Source organism: Stenotrophomonas sp. FR024 (genome assembly GCF_047500745.2).
GTDB classification, from domain to species: domain Bacteria; phylum Pseudomonadota; class Gammaproteobacteria; order Xanthomonadales; family Xanthomonadaceae; genus Stenotrophomonas; species Stenotrophomonas maltophilia_A.
In genome coordinates, this window is the sequence record NZ_JAXAXM020000002.1 from 87,834 (window position 1) to 101,970 (window position 14,137).

At 63.1% G+C, this 14,137-nt stretch carries 17 protein-coding genes and 1 riboswitch; of the genes, 10 read left to right on the top strand and 7 right to left on the bottom strand.

What is annotated here, in order from left to right; translation table 11 throughout:
* The first annotated feature begins 11 nt into the window (after positions 1–11).
* The 3 genes from ACMZ91_RS02385 to ACMZ91_RS02395 all read left to right on the top strand — a co-directional run bounded on the left by ACMZ91_RS02385 (position 12) and on the right by ACMZ91_RS02395 (position 3,821).
* Positions 12–305 (top strand): hypothetical protein, encoded by a 294-nt coding sequence (locus tag ACMZ91_RS02385; RefSeq protein ID WP_134950612.1) that lies wholly within the window; start codon positions 12–14, stop codon positions 303–305.
* A 157-nt stretch (positions 306–462) separates the two neighbouring features.
* Entirely contained in the window at positions 463–2,580 is a 2,118-nt protein-coding gene (locus ACMZ91_RS02390; protein WP_149908622.1) for a peptidase domain-containing ABC transporter, read from the top strand.
* Positions 2,577–3,821, top strand: a complete 1,245-nt coding sequence (locus tag ACMZ91_RS02395; RefSeq protein ID WP_049461940.1) for an HlyD family secretion protein — start codon at positions 2,577–2,579, stop codon at positions 3,819–3,821. Before ACMZ91_RS02390 ends, ACMZ91_RS02395 begins: the two co-directional genes overlap by 4 nt.
* On the opposite strand, the gene ACMZ91_RS02400 is transcribed toward ACMZ91_RS02395, so the two are convergent.
* The 3 genes from ACMZ91_RS02400 to ACMZ91_RS02410 all read right to left on the bottom strand — a co-directional run bounded on the left by ACMZ91_RS02400 (position 3,745) and on the right by ACMZ91_RS02410 (position 6,784).
* Positions 3,745–4,575: a phage tail protein gene (locus tag ACMZ91_RS02400; RefSeq protein WP_414578073.1), complete on the bottom strand. Its 831-nt coding sequence runs from the start codon at positions 4,573–4,575 to the stop codon at positions 3,745–3,747. The genes ACMZ91_RS02395 and ACMZ91_RS02400 overlap by 77 nt on opposite strands.
* A gap of 314 nt (positions 4,576–4,889) precedes the next feature.
* The gene (hemN, locus tag ACMZ91_RS02405; RefSeq protein WP_032128948.1) at positions 4,890–6,299 is read right to left on the bottom strand and encodes an oxygen-independent coproporphyrinogen III oxidase; all 1,410 of its coding nucleotides are present in this window, start codon (positions 6,297–6,299) and stop codon (positions 4,890–4,892) included.
* Positions 6,300–6,343: 44 nt separating this feature from the next.
* On the bottom strand, positions 6,344–6,784 hold the full coding sequence (locus tag ACMZ91_RS02410; protein WP_049399954.1) for a group III truncated hemoglobin: 441 nt from the start codon (positions 6,782–6,784) through the stop codon (positions 6,344–6,346).
* Positions 6,785–6,963: 179 nt separating this feature from the next.
* On the opposite strand from ACMZ91_RS02410, the gene ACMZ91_RS02415 reads away from it, so the two are divergent.
* Together ACMZ91_RS02415 and ACMZ91_RS02420 are read left to right on the top strand one after the other, a co-directional pair.
* Positions 6,964–7,251: a hypothetical protein gene (locus ACMZ91_RS02415; RefSeq protein ID WP_010486039.1), complete on the top strand. Its 288-nt coding sequence runs from the start codon at positions 6,964–6,966 to the stop codon at positions 7,249–7,251.
* Positions 7,248–8,297 (top strand): 4Fe-4S dicluster domain-containing protein, encoded by a 1,050-nt coding sequence (locus tag ACMZ91_RS02420; protein ID WP_049461942.1) that lies wholly within the window; start codon positions 7,248–7,250, stop codon positions 8,295–8,297. The genes ACMZ91_RS02415 and ACMZ91_RS02420 overlap by 4 nt, the downstream gene beginning before the upstream one ends.
* A gap of 1 nt (position 8,298) precedes the next feature.
* On the opposite strand, the gene ACMZ91_RS02425 is transcribed toward ACMZ91_RS02420, so the two are convergent.
* The gene (locus tag ACMZ91_RS02425) at positions 8,299–8,535 is read right to left on the bottom strand and encodes a hypothetical protein (RefSeq protein ID WP_032128931.1); all 237 of its coding nucleotides are present in this window, start codon (positions 8,533–8,535) and stop codon (positions 8,299–8,301) included.
* Between the two features lie 353 nt (positions 8,536–8,888).
* Positions 8,889–9,098, bottom strand: a complete 210-nt coding sequence (locus ACMZ91_RS02430; RefSeq protein WP_032128930.1) for a helix-turn-helix domain-containing protein — start codon at positions 9,096–9,098, stop codon at positions 8,889–8,891.
* Positions 9,099–9,209: 111 nt separating this feature from the next.
* Here ACMZ91_RS02430 and ACMZ91_RS02435 point away from each other — a divergent pair, with 111 nt between their 5' ends.
* Together ACMZ91_RS02435 and crcB are read left to right on the top strand one after the other, a co-directional pair.
* Entirely contained in the window at positions 9,210–9,611 is a 402-nt protein-coding gene (locus ACMZ91_RS02435) for a transcriptional regulator (protein WP_010486043.1), read from the top strand.
* A gap of 22 nt (positions 9,612–9,633) precedes the next feature.
* Positions 9,634–9,697, top strand: a riboswitch (Fluoride riboswitch).
* Between the two features lie 82 nt (positions 9,698–9,779).
* Positions 9,780–10,172 carry a fluoride efflux transporter CrcB gene (gene crcB / locus ACMZ91_RS02440; protein ID WP_032128929.1) on the top strand — a complete coding sequence of 131 codons (393 nt, stop codon included), beginning with the start codon at positions 9,780–9,782 and terminating at the stop codon, positions 10,170–10,172.
* A gap of 3 nt (positions 10,173–10,175) precedes the next feature.
* Here crcB and ACMZ91_RS02445 read toward each other — a convergent pair whose 3' ends face one another.
* Both ACMZ91_RS02445 and ACMZ91_RS02450 read right to left on the bottom strand, forming a co-directional pair.
* The gene (locus ACMZ91_RS02445; protein WP_134950611.1) at positions 10,176–11,009 is read right to left on the bottom strand and encodes an AraC family transcriptional regulator; all 834 of its coding nucleotides are present in this window, start codon (positions 11,007–11,009) and stop codon (positions 10,176–10,178) included.
* A 96-nt stretch (positions 11,010–11,105) separates the two neighbouring features.
* Complete coding sequence (locus tag ACMZ91_RS02450) at positions 11,106–11,618, bottom strand: P-loop nucleotide/nucleoside kinase family protein (protein WP_107432313.1); 513 nt, start codon at positions 11,616–11,618, stop codon at positions 11,106–11,108.
* Between the two features lie 261 nt (positions 11,619–11,879).
* Here ACMZ91_RS02450 and ACMZ91_RS02455 point away from each other — a divergent pair, with 261 nt between their 5' ends.
* From ACMZ91_RS02455 to ACMZ91_RS02465, 3 genes are all read left to right on the top strand, one after another.
* The gene (locus ACMZ91_RS02455; protein WP_197655525.1) at positions 11,880–12,956 is read left to right on the top strand and encodes an alpha/beta hydrolase family protein; all 1,077 of its coding nucleotides are present in this window, start codon (positions 11,880–11,882) and stop codon (positions 12,954–12,956) included.
* An 88-nt stretch (positions 12,957–13,044) separates the two neighbouring features.
* A complete protein-coding gene (locus ACMZ91_RS02460; protein WP_197655526.1) occupies positions 13,045–13,245 on the top strand; it encodes a hypothetical protein in 201 nt (66 codons plus the stop codon).
* Positions 13,246–13,363: 118 nt separating this feature from the next.
* A complete protein-coding gene (locus ACMZ91_RS02465) occupies positions 13,364–14,128 on the top strand; it encodes a thioesterase family protein (RefSeq protein WP_134950610.1) in 765 nt (254 codons plus the stop codon).
* Positions 14,129–14,137: the final 9 nt, after the last annotated feature.

A 14,137-nucleotide genomic window follows, 5' to 3' on the forward strand; every position in this document is an offset into this window, starting at 1 on the left:
CTGGAGACACCATGAAAGAGGCCCCTCTCTCTGCAGGATCAAGTGCGCATCGCGAGATAGCGATATTGAGTGTTTTTGCGCTGATCATTTTGGGCTTATCCGTCAGCGCCACTTTCTTTATCGGTGCTTTCCTTTGCGTAGCTTTCATTGGCCTAAAGGATCGCAAAGCTATCACCATTTATGCGGCACTTTGCTTGGGATTTTTGGCACTGGTCGGCGCGTACCATGTCGGGAAAGATATGGCGAAGAGAGATGCAGCAACCTCATCATCGGAAATGTGTCCTGCAAAAGCGCAATCATCCTGATATAAATTGCAGGACCCTCCAGCACAAGGGAGTAGCGATCACACGCGCCGCGATGGATAGATGATCAGGTGCGAGGCATCGTTCATTCCGAGTTATAACGGTGACGCCTGCGGCAGTCACGCCTCACTCGCAAAACCGAAATAAAGACGGAGCACGCATGGACGCCATTGTGCAATCCGAAGCTGCGGAGTGCGGCCTTGCTTGCTTGGCCATGGTCGCCTCCCACCATGGCAATCGCATAGGTCTACGTGAGCTTCGCCGGCAGCATTCGCTATCTCTCAAAGGCGCAACGCTTTCGCAGCTGATGGACATCGCCGCGAAGATGGGTTTCATGTGCCGTCCACTGCGATTGGATTTGGAGCATTTGGCAGAACTGAAGCTCCCGTGCATTCTGCATTGGGACCTCAATCACTTCGTTGTGCTCACGCGCGTCCACAAGCGCCACGTTACGGTCCTTGATCCGGCACTTGGAAAACGCGTTCTGGCCTTGGCTGATTTTTCGCAGCACTTCACGGGAATTGCTTTGGAGCTCAGCCCTGGTGCTGATATGCGTCCATCTGCGCCGCCACCCGCGATCGCAATCTCACAATTGACCGGCAGAGTCAGTGGTCTATGGCGTGCACTTGGACTCATTCTTCTTCTATCGCTGGCGTTGCAGGTCTTTGTGCTGCTGGCCCCATTCTTCATGCAGTGGGTCGTCGATCAGGTGTTGATCGCGGCCGATCGTGATCTGCTGACGGTCCTCGGCATCGGGTTTGGGTTTGCACTGCTACTGCAGATCGGTATTGGAGTGGTGCGGGGGTGGGCTGTCATCCATCTCTCCAATCGGCTCGGCCTGCAATGGACAGGAAACGTGTTTAGCCATCTGATTCGGCTCCCAGTTGATTTTTACGAGAAGCGTCACCTGGGTGATATCACCTCACGCATGGGCAGCGTGCAGGCCATCCAACGAACCCTTACGACAAGCTTTGTGGAAGCATTGATTGATGGCGTCATGGCAATCGTTACGCTTGGCATGATGCTACTTTACAGCTGGAAGCTTGCCTTGGTGACGCTGCTCGCCGTCGGCCTCTACCTGTCTGCACGCGCCTTGGCATTTCGCGCGTTTCGCAACGGTACTGAGCGGCAACTGATCGCATCGGCCCATCAGCAAAGTCATCTAATGGAGTCAATTCGCGGTGTGCAGTCCATCAAGATTGCAGGCAGAGAAACGCTACGTAGCTCGGGCTACTACAACCTGATGAATGAAACGATCAATCGCGATGTTTGGCTCGCGCGATTTGGGCTGGCGTTCAACAGCACCAGTCAGCTCATTTTTGGCATGGAGCGTATCGCGGTCGTCTGGATCGGCGCAGTCTTGGCGATGCAGAACATTTTCTCTGTTGGCATGCTCATCGCCTACCTTGCCTATAAGGACCAGTTTGCTCAAAGGATTGGCGGTCTGATCGACAAATGGATGGAATTCCGAATGCTGCGACTGCATGGAGAGCGCTTGTCTGACATTGTACTGACCGAGCCTGAAGCTACCGGAGAGCGGTCTTGCGGACAGGACTTGCCTGCGGAGCTACGCATAGAGGTGGAAGGCCTGGGCTTTCGATACGCATCGGGAGAGCCCTGGGTACTCCGCAATTGCAACCTGACGATCGGCCCCGGAGAGTCGGTGGCGATTATTGGAGCATCTGGGTGCGGGAAGACCACACTACTGAAGCTGTTGCTTGGGCTGCTAACGCCAACCGAAGGGCAGATCCGGATAGGAGGTATTCCCATGCATAAAATAGGAATGGAGCACTATCGTCGCGTCATTGGGGCCGTAATGCAGGACGATCAACTCTTTGCAGGAAGCATCAGCGATAACATCAGCTTTGAGAACGAAAACGTAGACGAAGATCGCATCATGGAAGCTGCCAGACTCGCAGCGGTTCATGACGACATAGCAGCAATGCCTATGGGATACAACAGCTTGATTGCTGATATGGGCACCTCCTTGTCTGGTGGACAGAAGCAACGGGTGATCCTGGCGCGAGCCTTGTACCGGAAACCCCAGCTATTGTTCTTGGACGAGGCCACCAGCCACCTTGACGTGGAGCGCGAACGCCTGGTCAACGATGCGGTGCGTCAGCTCGACCTGACGCGCGTCATCATCGCGCATCGTCCGGAGACGATTGCCAGCGCCGATCGAGTGCTGGTCATGCATGCCGGCGCTATTGTTCGCGAACTGTGCTCTTCGACAAGCCGAGAGTGCGAACAGTCAGTGACCACTGAAGTGCTTGCATGAACGGGCTGTTTCGCCGGGAAGTCCTTGAAGCGAAGCGAGGAAATTGGCTTGGAAGCATCTCACTTGCTCAGCCCATAAGGTTGTGGGTGCTCGCAGCCTTGGCGGCCACCTCTGCTGCCGTCGTGCTGGGCTTCTTCACCTTTGGAGAGTACACCCGACGTTCCAGGGTGGAAGGTGAGCTGATTCCGGATCTCGGCTTATCCACCGTGGTAGCACCTTCTGCAGGTGTTGTCGCCACTCTGCATGCAGAAGAAGGCGACCACGTCCAACAGCAGGCCGCACTGCTCTTGATCAACGTGCCGCGAGTCACTGCAGCTGGCGACGATGCACTTAAGGTCATGCGTGATGGGCAAGAAACTCGGGCCGTGAGCCTGGGCACGCTTCAGGACGCGCAGGATAGACAATTGCAGGTTCAGCAGCGTGGTATTGAGCAGCAACGCGACGCATTGCGTAGCGAGTTAAAGCAAATCGAAGGCGAAATCCACACTCGTGGGGAGCAGGTGCGCATTGGCCAGGAAACCGTTCAGCGCTTCCGCCAAGTCGTCGATCAACGTTATGTCAGCCTGATACAACTTGGTCAGCAGGAGCAATCGATGCTGGACATGCTCAATGCACAGCAGTCTCTACAGCGTCAAGCAACGTCGATGCGCCGGACGCTAGCTCAACTGGACCAGTCGCTTGCGGAACTCCCCGAGCAGCGGCGTGCTGCCCGGGCTACAAGCGAACGTGACTTGGCGACGCTCAACCAGGAGTCCGTTCAGGCCGAGGCCAGCGGCGAGTTGCTGCTGCGTGCTCCGGTCTCTGGTCTCGTTGCCAGTAGGTTGGTAGAAGCGGGACAGGCGGTGCAAGTCGGCCAGCCGATTCTTAGTCTGCTGCCTGAAGGATCACAGTTGCGCGCACAATTGTTGGTCCCGAGCGCCGCAATTGGATTCGTCAAGCCCGGCGATCGCGTGCTCTTGCGTTACTTGGCCTATCCATATCAGAAATTTGGTAGTCACGAAGGTACGGTCATTCGTGTTTCTCGAAGTGCAATTGCAGCTGCCAGTTCCAAAGGGGAAGGGGGAGAACCCGTCTACCGGGTGCTTGTTTCCTTGGATAAGCAAAGTGTTCTGGCGTATGGGACACCAGAAGCGCTGCGTCCGGGAATGCGCTTGGAGGCGGACATTATGGGAGAGCGCAGGCGACTGTACGAATGGGTCCTAGAGCCACTTTACTCGGTGGTAGGAAAAGTTGGCGGTTAGGCTCCCTGACTTCGAAGCGTGATCCATTGGCCATGTAGGTAGGCAGCGGTGATCTGGGCGGGATAGCGTATGGATGCCATCTGGCCGCAGCGTCCGTTGCGGCGGAGTGAGGGGCTACCCTCACCCGAACCCCAGCGGCACCTCGGTCAGGTCCACGATGAAGATCGTGGCATTCTGCTGCCCCATTTGTCGCGCCGACCACCGGGAACATGTTGGAGATCATGGTCTGCTGAACCGTCTGCAGCCGGGAAATGAAGATCCGGTTGTCGCTCGTCATGTGGAAGTCTCCCGCTCGCCGCTCGTTCGGCGGCGTGGCGCGCAGCAGGTCTCCGACCTCCATCGTGGGCGGCACCACGTCCAGCGTAAGGCTATTCCCACTGGCGACACTGATCCGGCCGGAGTTCCGGCGGCCGGCGCGGTTGGCGTCGGCCACCTGGATCACGTCGCCCGGCATGCAGTTCAGGGCATCCAGCCCGACCTCGAGCGTGACTATCTCCGTCTCCAGGTTCTCGCTGTAGAGGATATGGTTGCCTATCCGGCGCGCAATCAGGTTTGGGATCTTCGCCGCTGCCGACGGAGCCAAGATCAACCAAGCCCGTGCATCGGCACAGATGATGGCGCAGGAATGGCCAGAGGTCGCACATTCCGTGGCGCCTGGAGACTCGTTCGAACAGACCATCCAGGAAATGGCCGAGGTACTGCAGTGGCTTGAGTACCCGTCGCACCCGCGCAAGCCCGGCGCAGCTTCCAGCATCTTGAGCTCGGCTGAGGAGGCGCCATGATCGAACCTACTGTTCCGGGCCCGTCAATTACAGTCCTGGCCGCGATGATCGAGGGCGAGCGCTGGCTCAGTGCAGATTCCTGTGCAGTCCTATTGGGCCTGACGACGCCGGAGGCAAGGCCCAATGGGCGGGGCTTCCTCGAAAGGTTGGCTTGCCGCCCCAGCTTCCCTGCCCCACTCCAGATCGGAAACGAGAAAAGTGGAAGAGGTCCGAGGTCCTACGTTGGGCCGATGACGAGAAGAGGAGTGGCGGCTAGACTGGCGTCGCCAGCACGTTGCCCCCTGAATCAGATCGCCCGCGAGTAACGCGGTTGCTCATGTGCTGCACGCAGATACGGGTCAAAGCACATCGCCAGCAACCGCAGCAGCGGTCGCCCGGGTTCACTGGCACGCACCACGCCATCGCGGTATTCGGCCAGGCCGTCTTCCTGCAGCCGCTGTACCGAACGCAGGTCCTCGGCAAAGTACTGCTCGAAATCCACGCCGTGACGCTGGCCCAGCACCGTGCCATCCACTTCGCCCTGGCACATCAGCTGCTGGATCAGTTCCGCGCGCAACTGGTCGTCGGCACTCAACGCCACGCCGCGCCAGACCGGCAGCTGGCCCTGGTCCACCGCATCCTCCCACGACGGCAGGTCGCGCGGATTCTGGCTGTAGGTGGCACCGATGTGGCTGATCGCACTCACGCCCAGGCCGAGCAGATCGGTATCGGCGTGGGTGGTATAGCCCATGAAGTTGCGATGCAGCTGGCCGGCGCGTTGTGCGCGCGACAGATCCTCTTCCGGCAACGCAAAGTGATCCATGCCGATGTACTGGTAGCCGGCCGACGAGAGCCTCTCCACCGCCAGGCCCAGCAGCGCCAGCTTGTCTTCCGGTGACGGCAAGCGGCTTTCGTCGATCTGCTTCTGCGCGCGGAACAGATGCGGCAGGTGCGCGTAGCCGTAGACCGCCAGGCGGTCCGGGCGCAGCGCCAGCACCAGCTCGAGGGTGCGACCGAAGCCTTCCAGGCTCTGTCCCGGCAACCCATAGATCAGATCGACGTTGACCGAACGCATGCCGCTGTCGCGGCAGGCGCGCAGGATGTCCAGCGTCTGCTGCACGCCCTGCACGCGGTTGATCGATTCCTGCACCTGCGGATCGAAATCCTGCACGCCCAGGCTGGCCCGGTTGAACCCCAGCCGCGCCAGCATGGCGACGTCGCGGGTGTCGATGAAGCGCGGATCGAGTTCGATCGAGAAATCGCGCTGCGGCGAATCACTGAAATCGAAGCGCCGGCGCAATCCTTCCACCAGCGTGGTCATCGCTTCGGCATCGAGGAAGTTCGGCGTACCACCGCCCAGGTGCAGCTGGATCACTTCACGGCCGTCATCGAACTGCGGCGCCAGCAGGTCGGCCTCGGCCAGCACGCGTGAGACGTAGCTGTGGCCACGACCGCGATCACGGGTGATCACCCGGTTGCAGCCGCAGTAGAAGCAGGGGCTGGAACAGAACGGCACATGCACGTACAACGACAGCGCGCGGGCCAGCTGGTTGCTGTCGGCGATCGCCTGGCGCAGCGCCGGCGCGTCGAAGCCATCATGGAAATGCGGCGCGGTCGGGTACGAGGTGTAGCGCGGGCCCGGCCGGTCGTGCCGGCGCAGAAGATCGGGGTCGAAGGTCCAGGCCAGGCCACCGGCGGCGGGAGAGAACGTGTCCATGCCGCCAGCATCGCGCCGGGCGGCCCGCGCCGCCTTGACCCAGATCAATCCTTGCCGGGGATCCCCAGCACCGGCAGGCCGACCTGCGGCCAGCGCAGCATCTGGTAGCGCTTCCAGAAGGTGTCACCGATGCGCGCGGCCACGTCGTTGGCCAGCTCCTGCATCGGCGGGTTGTTGCATTCGGCGGTGGTGATCCGGAACAGCACCAGCCAGCGGTCGAACAGGTCCTTGTCCAGCTCGATGGCCATGTGCTTGGACATCGGCGAGCCCTTGAACCGGCGGGTGCCGCGCAGCATCGCCGACCAGAAGTCGACCAGCTGCGCCAGGTGCTCGGGCCAATCGTGGACGTGCGCGCCGAACACCGGCCCCAGCCGCTCTTCCTCGCGCACGCGCGCATAGAAGTCGTGAACCAGGCGGGTCACTTCCTGCTCGGTGCACAACTCGGGCGAGGCGACGGGGAGGACAGGCGGCGGTGTTGCGTTCATCGGGGTACCCAAAGCGTGCCGGCAGTGTGCCGCAGCCGGCCATCACCACCGTTGATCCAGATCAATGTCGGCGCAGTCCGCTGCGCCTAGGCTGGCACGCTTGCAGGAAGCATGCCCTGCGGATGCGGCGCCGACCCTGGCGAAGTATACGCGCCGCCCACTTTTCGATCCGGGACAGCATGAACAGACCTTCTCCCAACCGCCGCCAGCGGCTGATCCAGCAGTGGGGCGCCATCCTCTGGCCCAGCTTCATCGCCGCCGGCGTGGCCAGCGTGGTGTTCTTCGCCTTCGTCGATCCATTGCGCCTGCAGGCCATCAGTTTCCCGGGCACCGCAATCAGCCGCGAACTGGGTTACACGGCGGGATTCTTCATGTTCTGGTCGGTGACGGCACTGTCCAGCGCGGTCACCTGGTACCTGCAGCGGCCCATGCCGAGCGATGACGACGACGAGCTGCCGCTGGGATGAGCACGTCATGTACCCGGACTCCCCGTCCCTGGCACTGGCGCGGCACGCTCAGCGCCGCCCTGCTGGCGCTGTTCTACGCACTGCCGTGGCTGCGCTGGGAGGGCCGCCAGGCGCTGCTGCTGGACATCAACGCGCGGCGATTCGACCTGTTCGGCTGGACCCTGTGGCCCGGCGACGTCGGCGTACTGATCGGCCTGCTGGCGGTACTGGCCGTCGGCCTGGCGCTGCTTACCCACCTCGCCGGACGCATCTGGTGCGGCCATGCCTGCCCGCAGACGCTGTGGCGGCGCGCCTTCGACTGGATCGCCCGCAGCGCGGCCCGCATGCTGCCGGCACCTGCTGTACGCCCGGTCACCCAGCTGGCCTGGGGACTGCTGTCAGTGTGGACCGGCATTACCTTCGTCGGCCTGTTCAGCCCGATCACCGGCTTGCTGGCCGCCGCGCCAAACGCTGGCTGGAGCGGCTGGGAAACGTTCTGGGTACTGTTCTATGCCGCTGCCACTTGGGGAAACGCCGGTTTCCTGCGCGAGCAGGTCTGCCGTTCGCTGTGCCCGTTCGCACGCATGCAACCACTGCTGACCGATCCGCATACGCCGCGCATGCTGTACGACGCCCGTCGCGGTGAGCCGCGCGGGCCACGTCCATCCGGGCTTGGCGGGGTGCTGGGCCGTGGCCGCGGCCTGCTCGACCCGACCACTGCGCAGGACTACGTATTCCGCGCCGCGCATCCGCTGCTGGCTGGACCGATGCCGACCTTCAGCGCCGACCGTCTGGGTGATTGCACCGATTGCGCGGCCTGCGTCATTGCCTGCCCGATGCAACTGGACATCCGACAGGGACCGCAAGCCGATTGCCTGGCCTGCGGTGCCTGCCTGGAGGCCTGCGCACAACAGCAGCACCGGGCCGGTTTCGGTCCGGCGCTGGTGCGCTACTGCAGTCCGCAGACAATGGCCGGACAACCGAAGCGCCTGTGGCGACCCCGGACGTTGGCGCTGCTGTCCTTGTTGCTGGCGCTGCTTGCCTGCGGCGCCTGGCGCCTGCTCTGAATCAACGCGACCCGCTGGCGTGCGGCGGCACAAGCTGCGCACGCCGGACGATGCCCAGCTGTTCGATGATCAGCGCCATTTCGTTGGTGACTTCGGTACGCTCGGTCCCCTGCGGGACCAGACGGTCCAGCACCTGCTGGTAGGTATCCCAGAACGCCGGACCGCATCCGTGTTTGTGGTAACTGGCTTCCAGTTCGCGGCGTACCCGTTCAGCCAAGCCATGCATGCCGTATTCCATACGACCTCCGTTGGACTTGTTCTGCATTGTTGACGGTCTACCGACTCACTTGCGTGCTACTGAAAGACTCCCAGGCTTCACGCTTGGTTGACTCCAATTAGTCATAGATTTCACGACAGGTCAATTACATGCGGCGACTTTCGTGATTGAAATTATTAATCGTTCACGAAACTACATACGGGACCCCGGGGACCCCGGATGGGGTGAAGCCGACAGGCCGCGGGAACCATGGACCGATGACTCCAGTAGATGGCGCCGATTGTGACCCTCAGATCGATCGATCTTGCCTATTTTGCTAAGCATACTTAGCAAATTGCGCTTAGCGTGCTAAATGCGACAAAAGGCGGCGCAAGTCAGATGGATTCGCCCGCCGACGCTTCTGTCGTGGGGAACAGGTTCGGATAGCGCTGATGCAGGATGTACTGCCGCAGGGCCGGAATCGGGAAATCCTTCGGCCATTGCGACACTGCGGAACGGCTGATGCCAAAGAAGCGGGCCAGTTCGGCATCGGTCTGGAATCCCAGCCGGGTGCGCACCTGCCGCTTGCTCCAGAATTCGGTCACGGTCGGTCCTTCTGTTAACCAGACTGATTCTTGCGACAAGGCTTCTTCGCAATCCACGCGTTAAGCTGGCTTGCATAGATGAATACTCTCGGCCAACGACTCGCGGCAGCCATGAAGAAAGCCGGGCACCCACGCCCGGCCGATCTGGCACGCGCCGCCAAATCAACGACAGCAACCATCAGCAACTGGCTCAACGACCACGTGAGCGCCTCGCACGTGAAAGCCGAACAGCTGTTCCGCATCGCCGATGCGGCCAAGCTGGACGCACGCGAGCTCCTGTACGGGGTCAGCGGGCTCGGCGTCGGTGAGCCTGGCAGTGCCTACATCCCCAGCCAGGCCCATCTGGATGTCTGGCAGGACGCCTACGAGCTGGTCAGTCACCTGGTGGCCGAGAACGGGCTGGAGATCGACCATCGCCGCCATGCAGCGTTGGATCTGCTCGCGTTCGAACTGCTGATGGATGGCTTCAGCCGCAGCAAGGTCGCCCGCGTTCTGACGACCTCGATGACGTGAATGCACCGCCGCTGGTAGCATGGACCGCGATGGGGATGGGGCTCCCCCGATAACCGCCTGAGAAGGCTGATGGCTCCTGCCAGGACGAACCCGGTGTTCGTCGACGGCAGGTCGTGCCTGCCCTCGGCGTTCGCCATTGACCCTGCGAACCCGCATTCGAGGCACGCCATGCAAACACTGAACAATTATTTCCTGGTCTTCGTCGGAGGCGGCATCGGTGCCTGCCTGCGCCATGCCTGCAACCTGATCGGCGCGCGGGTGGCCGTCGGCAGTCCCTGGCCCTGGTCGACCTTCCTGATCAACGTCAGCGGCGCCCTGCTGATGGGCGTGGTGGTCGAGGTCTTCGCGATGCGCAATGGCGCCTCGCCGCAGCTGCGCCTGCTGCTGGCCACCGGCATCCTCGGCGGCTACACCACGTTTTCCACCTATGCGCTGGAGATCGGCCTGCTGCTGCAGCGTGGCCAGCATGGGCTGGCGGCACTGTATGCCGGCGGCTCGGTGGCACTGGGCCTGGCCGGCCTGTTCGGTGGGATGAAGCTGGCCCGGCTGGTGCTCGGCTGACGCTCAGGCCGCACTGGCACGGGCCTGTCCCCGCCATTCCCGCGGCGACTGCCCGGTGTGCGCCTTGAACGCGCGCGACAGCGCCGCTTCGCTGCCGTACCCCACATCGTCGGCAATCCGCTTCAGCGGTCTGCCTTGGCGCAGTGCCTGCTGCGCCAGCCCCACCCGCCAGCCCTGCAGGTACTGGCCCGGCGTGGTGCCCATCGCCTCGCGGAAGCTGGCGGCGAACACGCTGCGTGACATGCCGGCCACTTCGGCCAGGTCTTCCAGCGTCCACGCCTGCGCCGGCGCTTCATGCATCGCCACCAGCGCCAACCGCAGCCGCGGATGACCCAGCCCGGCGAACAGGCCGCCACGCATCTCGCCGCCTTCCATCAGCTGACGCAGCACCTGGATCATCACCACCTCGAACAGCCGGTTGACCATCGCCGCCCGCCCGCAACGCTGCTCGAACGCTTCTTCGAACAGCAGTTCCAGCGCCGCGTTGCCGCCATACAGATCGGCCAGCGGCAGGCAGATGAAATCAGGCAGCGCGGCGCTGATCGGATTGAGCCGACCGCCCTCGAAATGCAGGTTGGCGCAGGCCATGTCGGCGCCCTGCTGCGGGTCGGTGCTGAAGCGATGCGGCATCGGCCGCGGATACAGCAGCAGGCTCGGCACTTCGACCTGCACGGTCTGCTGCCCGTGGCTGACCTGCACCGGCCCGCGCCGCACCAGGTGCAGCTGACCCGCCTCGTCTTCTCCCTCCAGCGTGTTGATGCCGCACAGCGCACCGGCATGGAATATCGAGGCGGTCACCGCAAAACGTTCAAGCAGTATGGCGAGACGGTCGACCATGACGGGACTCCGGGTCAAGCGAGGCGAGCTCAATGCGACAGATCGTATCGGAATCGCCACCGAGATGGTCGACTGAACGCCGCCCTCTCCGCGCCCTCAAGCCTCCTGTGAATGACGGATCACCACGAAGCCCTCTTCCTGTGCAGGTGCCACGAAGTGACGGGTGATCTGCTCGAAGGCTTCGTCGCTGGGCTGGAACGGGTGCTCGCCGCGCGCGTTGCGGGCATGCAGCCGCGCCTTGCAGATGGCGTCGGCAACATCGAGAAAATGCAGCTGGTGGGCAACACCGGCCGACTCGAACAGTTCGCGGCCCCATGCACGGGCGGCCCGCGTATTGAACGGAACGTCGAGCACGACCGAAACGCCGGCCTGCAGGATCGCGCATACATGCTGCGTCAGCGCTCCGCGCAGCGCGGCCGCGCGCTGCAGGTAATCGGCAACGGAGTGGATCTGGTCGGGATACAGCGCGGCCAGCCAGGCGTCCTCGCTGATCAGCACATGACGTGGCTGCGCCGCCAGCTGCTGCGACAGGGTGGATTTGCCGGCACCGATCTTGCCGCACACCAGGTGCAGGGTCGGCGCATTGTCGGTCGATGAAAGATGATGCATCTGCGTTCTCCTTGATGGATTCCAGTACCCGGGAGAGCGCCGCATGCAACCCGCCTTCCCGGGCGGGTTGCATGGCCGTGGCGACCGCGCGCTATCCCGCCTTCCCGTGGGGAATGCGGATAATCGACGCGATGCTGTGCAGGACCATGCCGCCAGCGTAGAGCGCAGCCTGGCCGGCGGGCAATCCCCTGCGGCAGTGCAGCGCGCGCAAGGTTTTGCGGGGATCTATGCTCGGCGCGATTCCCGCATGGAATGACCACGATGCGACCCTTGCTTCGATGCGCCCTCGCCCTCGGCCTTCTGCTGCCTGCGGCATCGCTGCTGGCTGCGCCCCCCACGGCACCACGCATGCTCAGCGGTGAGCTGCAGGGCGCACCCTGGCGCCTGGACGTGCCGGCTGACTGGAACGGCGACCTGGTGATGCTGGCGCACGGCTACGAGCCGGTGGGCGTGCCACGCACTACGCCGATGACCGCCAATGACAGCACCGCAACGCTGCTGTCCGCAGGCTACGCCGTCGCGCAGAGTGCCTACGCCAGCCAGGGCTGGGCAGTGGCCGATGCGATCACCGACATGGAGCGCCTGCGCCAGCACGCGCTGGGCGAACTCAAGCGCGTGCGCCACACCTGGCTGCTCGGATTCTCGATGGGCGGCGCGGTGACACTCGCCAGCCTCGAGCGCTTCCCGCAGCACTACACCGGCGGCGTCTCGCTGTGCGGTGCCAATCTCAGTGGCGAACAGATCGCCGCAGATCTGCTGACCACGCTGGTCGCCTTCGATTACTTTTTCCCCAACGCTGCAGGCCTGCCGGCCACCGGACTGGCTTCGGATGAAGCGGCCGTGCTGCCGCAGGGAGTGCTCTATCAGGGCATCGCCGACGCGCTGCAACGGAATCCCCAGCATGCCGACGTGCTCGCCAAGCGACTGCAGGTCGCTCCGGATGCACTGGCCGGGACAATCAGCCTGCACACGCTGGTCCTGCATGAACTGGCCACGCGCAGCGGCGGCATGCCGGCCGGCAACCTTGGTGTGGTGTACAGCGGATTCGGTGACGACGCAGCGTTCAATGCCGGCGTGCAGCGCATCGCTCCCGTGCCTGCGGCACAGGCCGATGTCCGCGCGAAGCTGGCACTGAGCGGCGCGTTGAAGCGACCGCTGGTGGTCCAGTTCAACAACAACGATCCCACCATCGTGCCGCACATGCAGGCGATGTATCCGCAGATGGCCGCACAGGGCGGCGCGCGACCACACCCGCGCGTGCTCCCGCCGGTGGGCGAAGGGCATTGTGGCTTCTCTGAAGCACAGGTTGTCGACGCCTTGAAGGCAATCCAGCGTTGAGCTCAACGTGTCGCAGCGCATCAGGGGCGCACCATAAGGACTGCTATGGTGGCCGGGCCCATTGACGGGCACACAAAGGACTGACGTGATGATCAAGACGACCTTGAAGACCGTGATGTTCCTTGGCATGGTCGTGACCGGGCTGGCCTTCGCCGCGGGCCCCTGTGAATTCTGCAGCCAGCAGTACGAATATTGTCTGCGCGCAACCTCAGGCCCACTGGCCAAGACACCCGCAGAATGCCTGGCCCAGTACAAGATGTGCCGCGAAATGGATTGCCAGTCCTCCTGACCGGCATCCGGCCGGCTCCTGCGGGAGCCGGCTCAGCCGGCCACGCTGCCAAACGCTTACGATGCAGGGACCCGCGCAGCATCTGCCGCCTCCCCTCCTTGCTGACACAACGCATACGATGGCCTTCTTCGAACGACTGAGCGACACCCGCTACCTGCCGACCGAACACACGGGCGGCGCCTGGAACATCCGCGAACAACACATCGCACCTGCGATCGGGCTGCTGGCGCACCACCTGGAACGTGACGCCGCAGCGCGTGGGCACGGTTTTCTGATCGCGCGCCTGTCCTACGACATCCTCGGCACCATTCCGATCGAAGCGATGGAGGCCCACGTACAGGTGCTGCGCGGTGGTCGCACCATCGAACTGGTCGAAGCCACGCTGCGCCATGACGATCGCCCGGCGCTGCGCGTGCGTGCATGGCTGATGCGCCCGAACGATACGCAGGCCATCGCCGGCACGCCGATCACCGGCATTGCTCCGCCGGAATCAATGCCCGCGTGGGACCCAGGTACGGTCTGGCCAGGTGGTTTCATCAAGAGCGTGGAGATCCGCCGACATGATCAGGGGACCGGCCGTGCCACCTACTGGGCGCGCGCGAAGCACGGGCTGCTGGACGGCGAGCCGGTCAGTCCGCTGGCCCGTGCCGCCACCCTGTTCGATCTGTCCAATGGCATGGCCGTGCGCGCCGATCCGAAGGAGGTCGCCTTCCCCAACCTCGATCTGACCGCGCACCTGTTCGGCATGCCCGAAGGCGAGTGGCTGGGCTTCGACACGTCGGTGTCGTTTGGCCACCAGGGTCTCGGCTTGACCAGCACCGTGCTGCACGATGCGCGCGGTCCGATCGGCATGCTCGGCCAGGCACTGACCGTACGCCCGTAATCCCCAAAA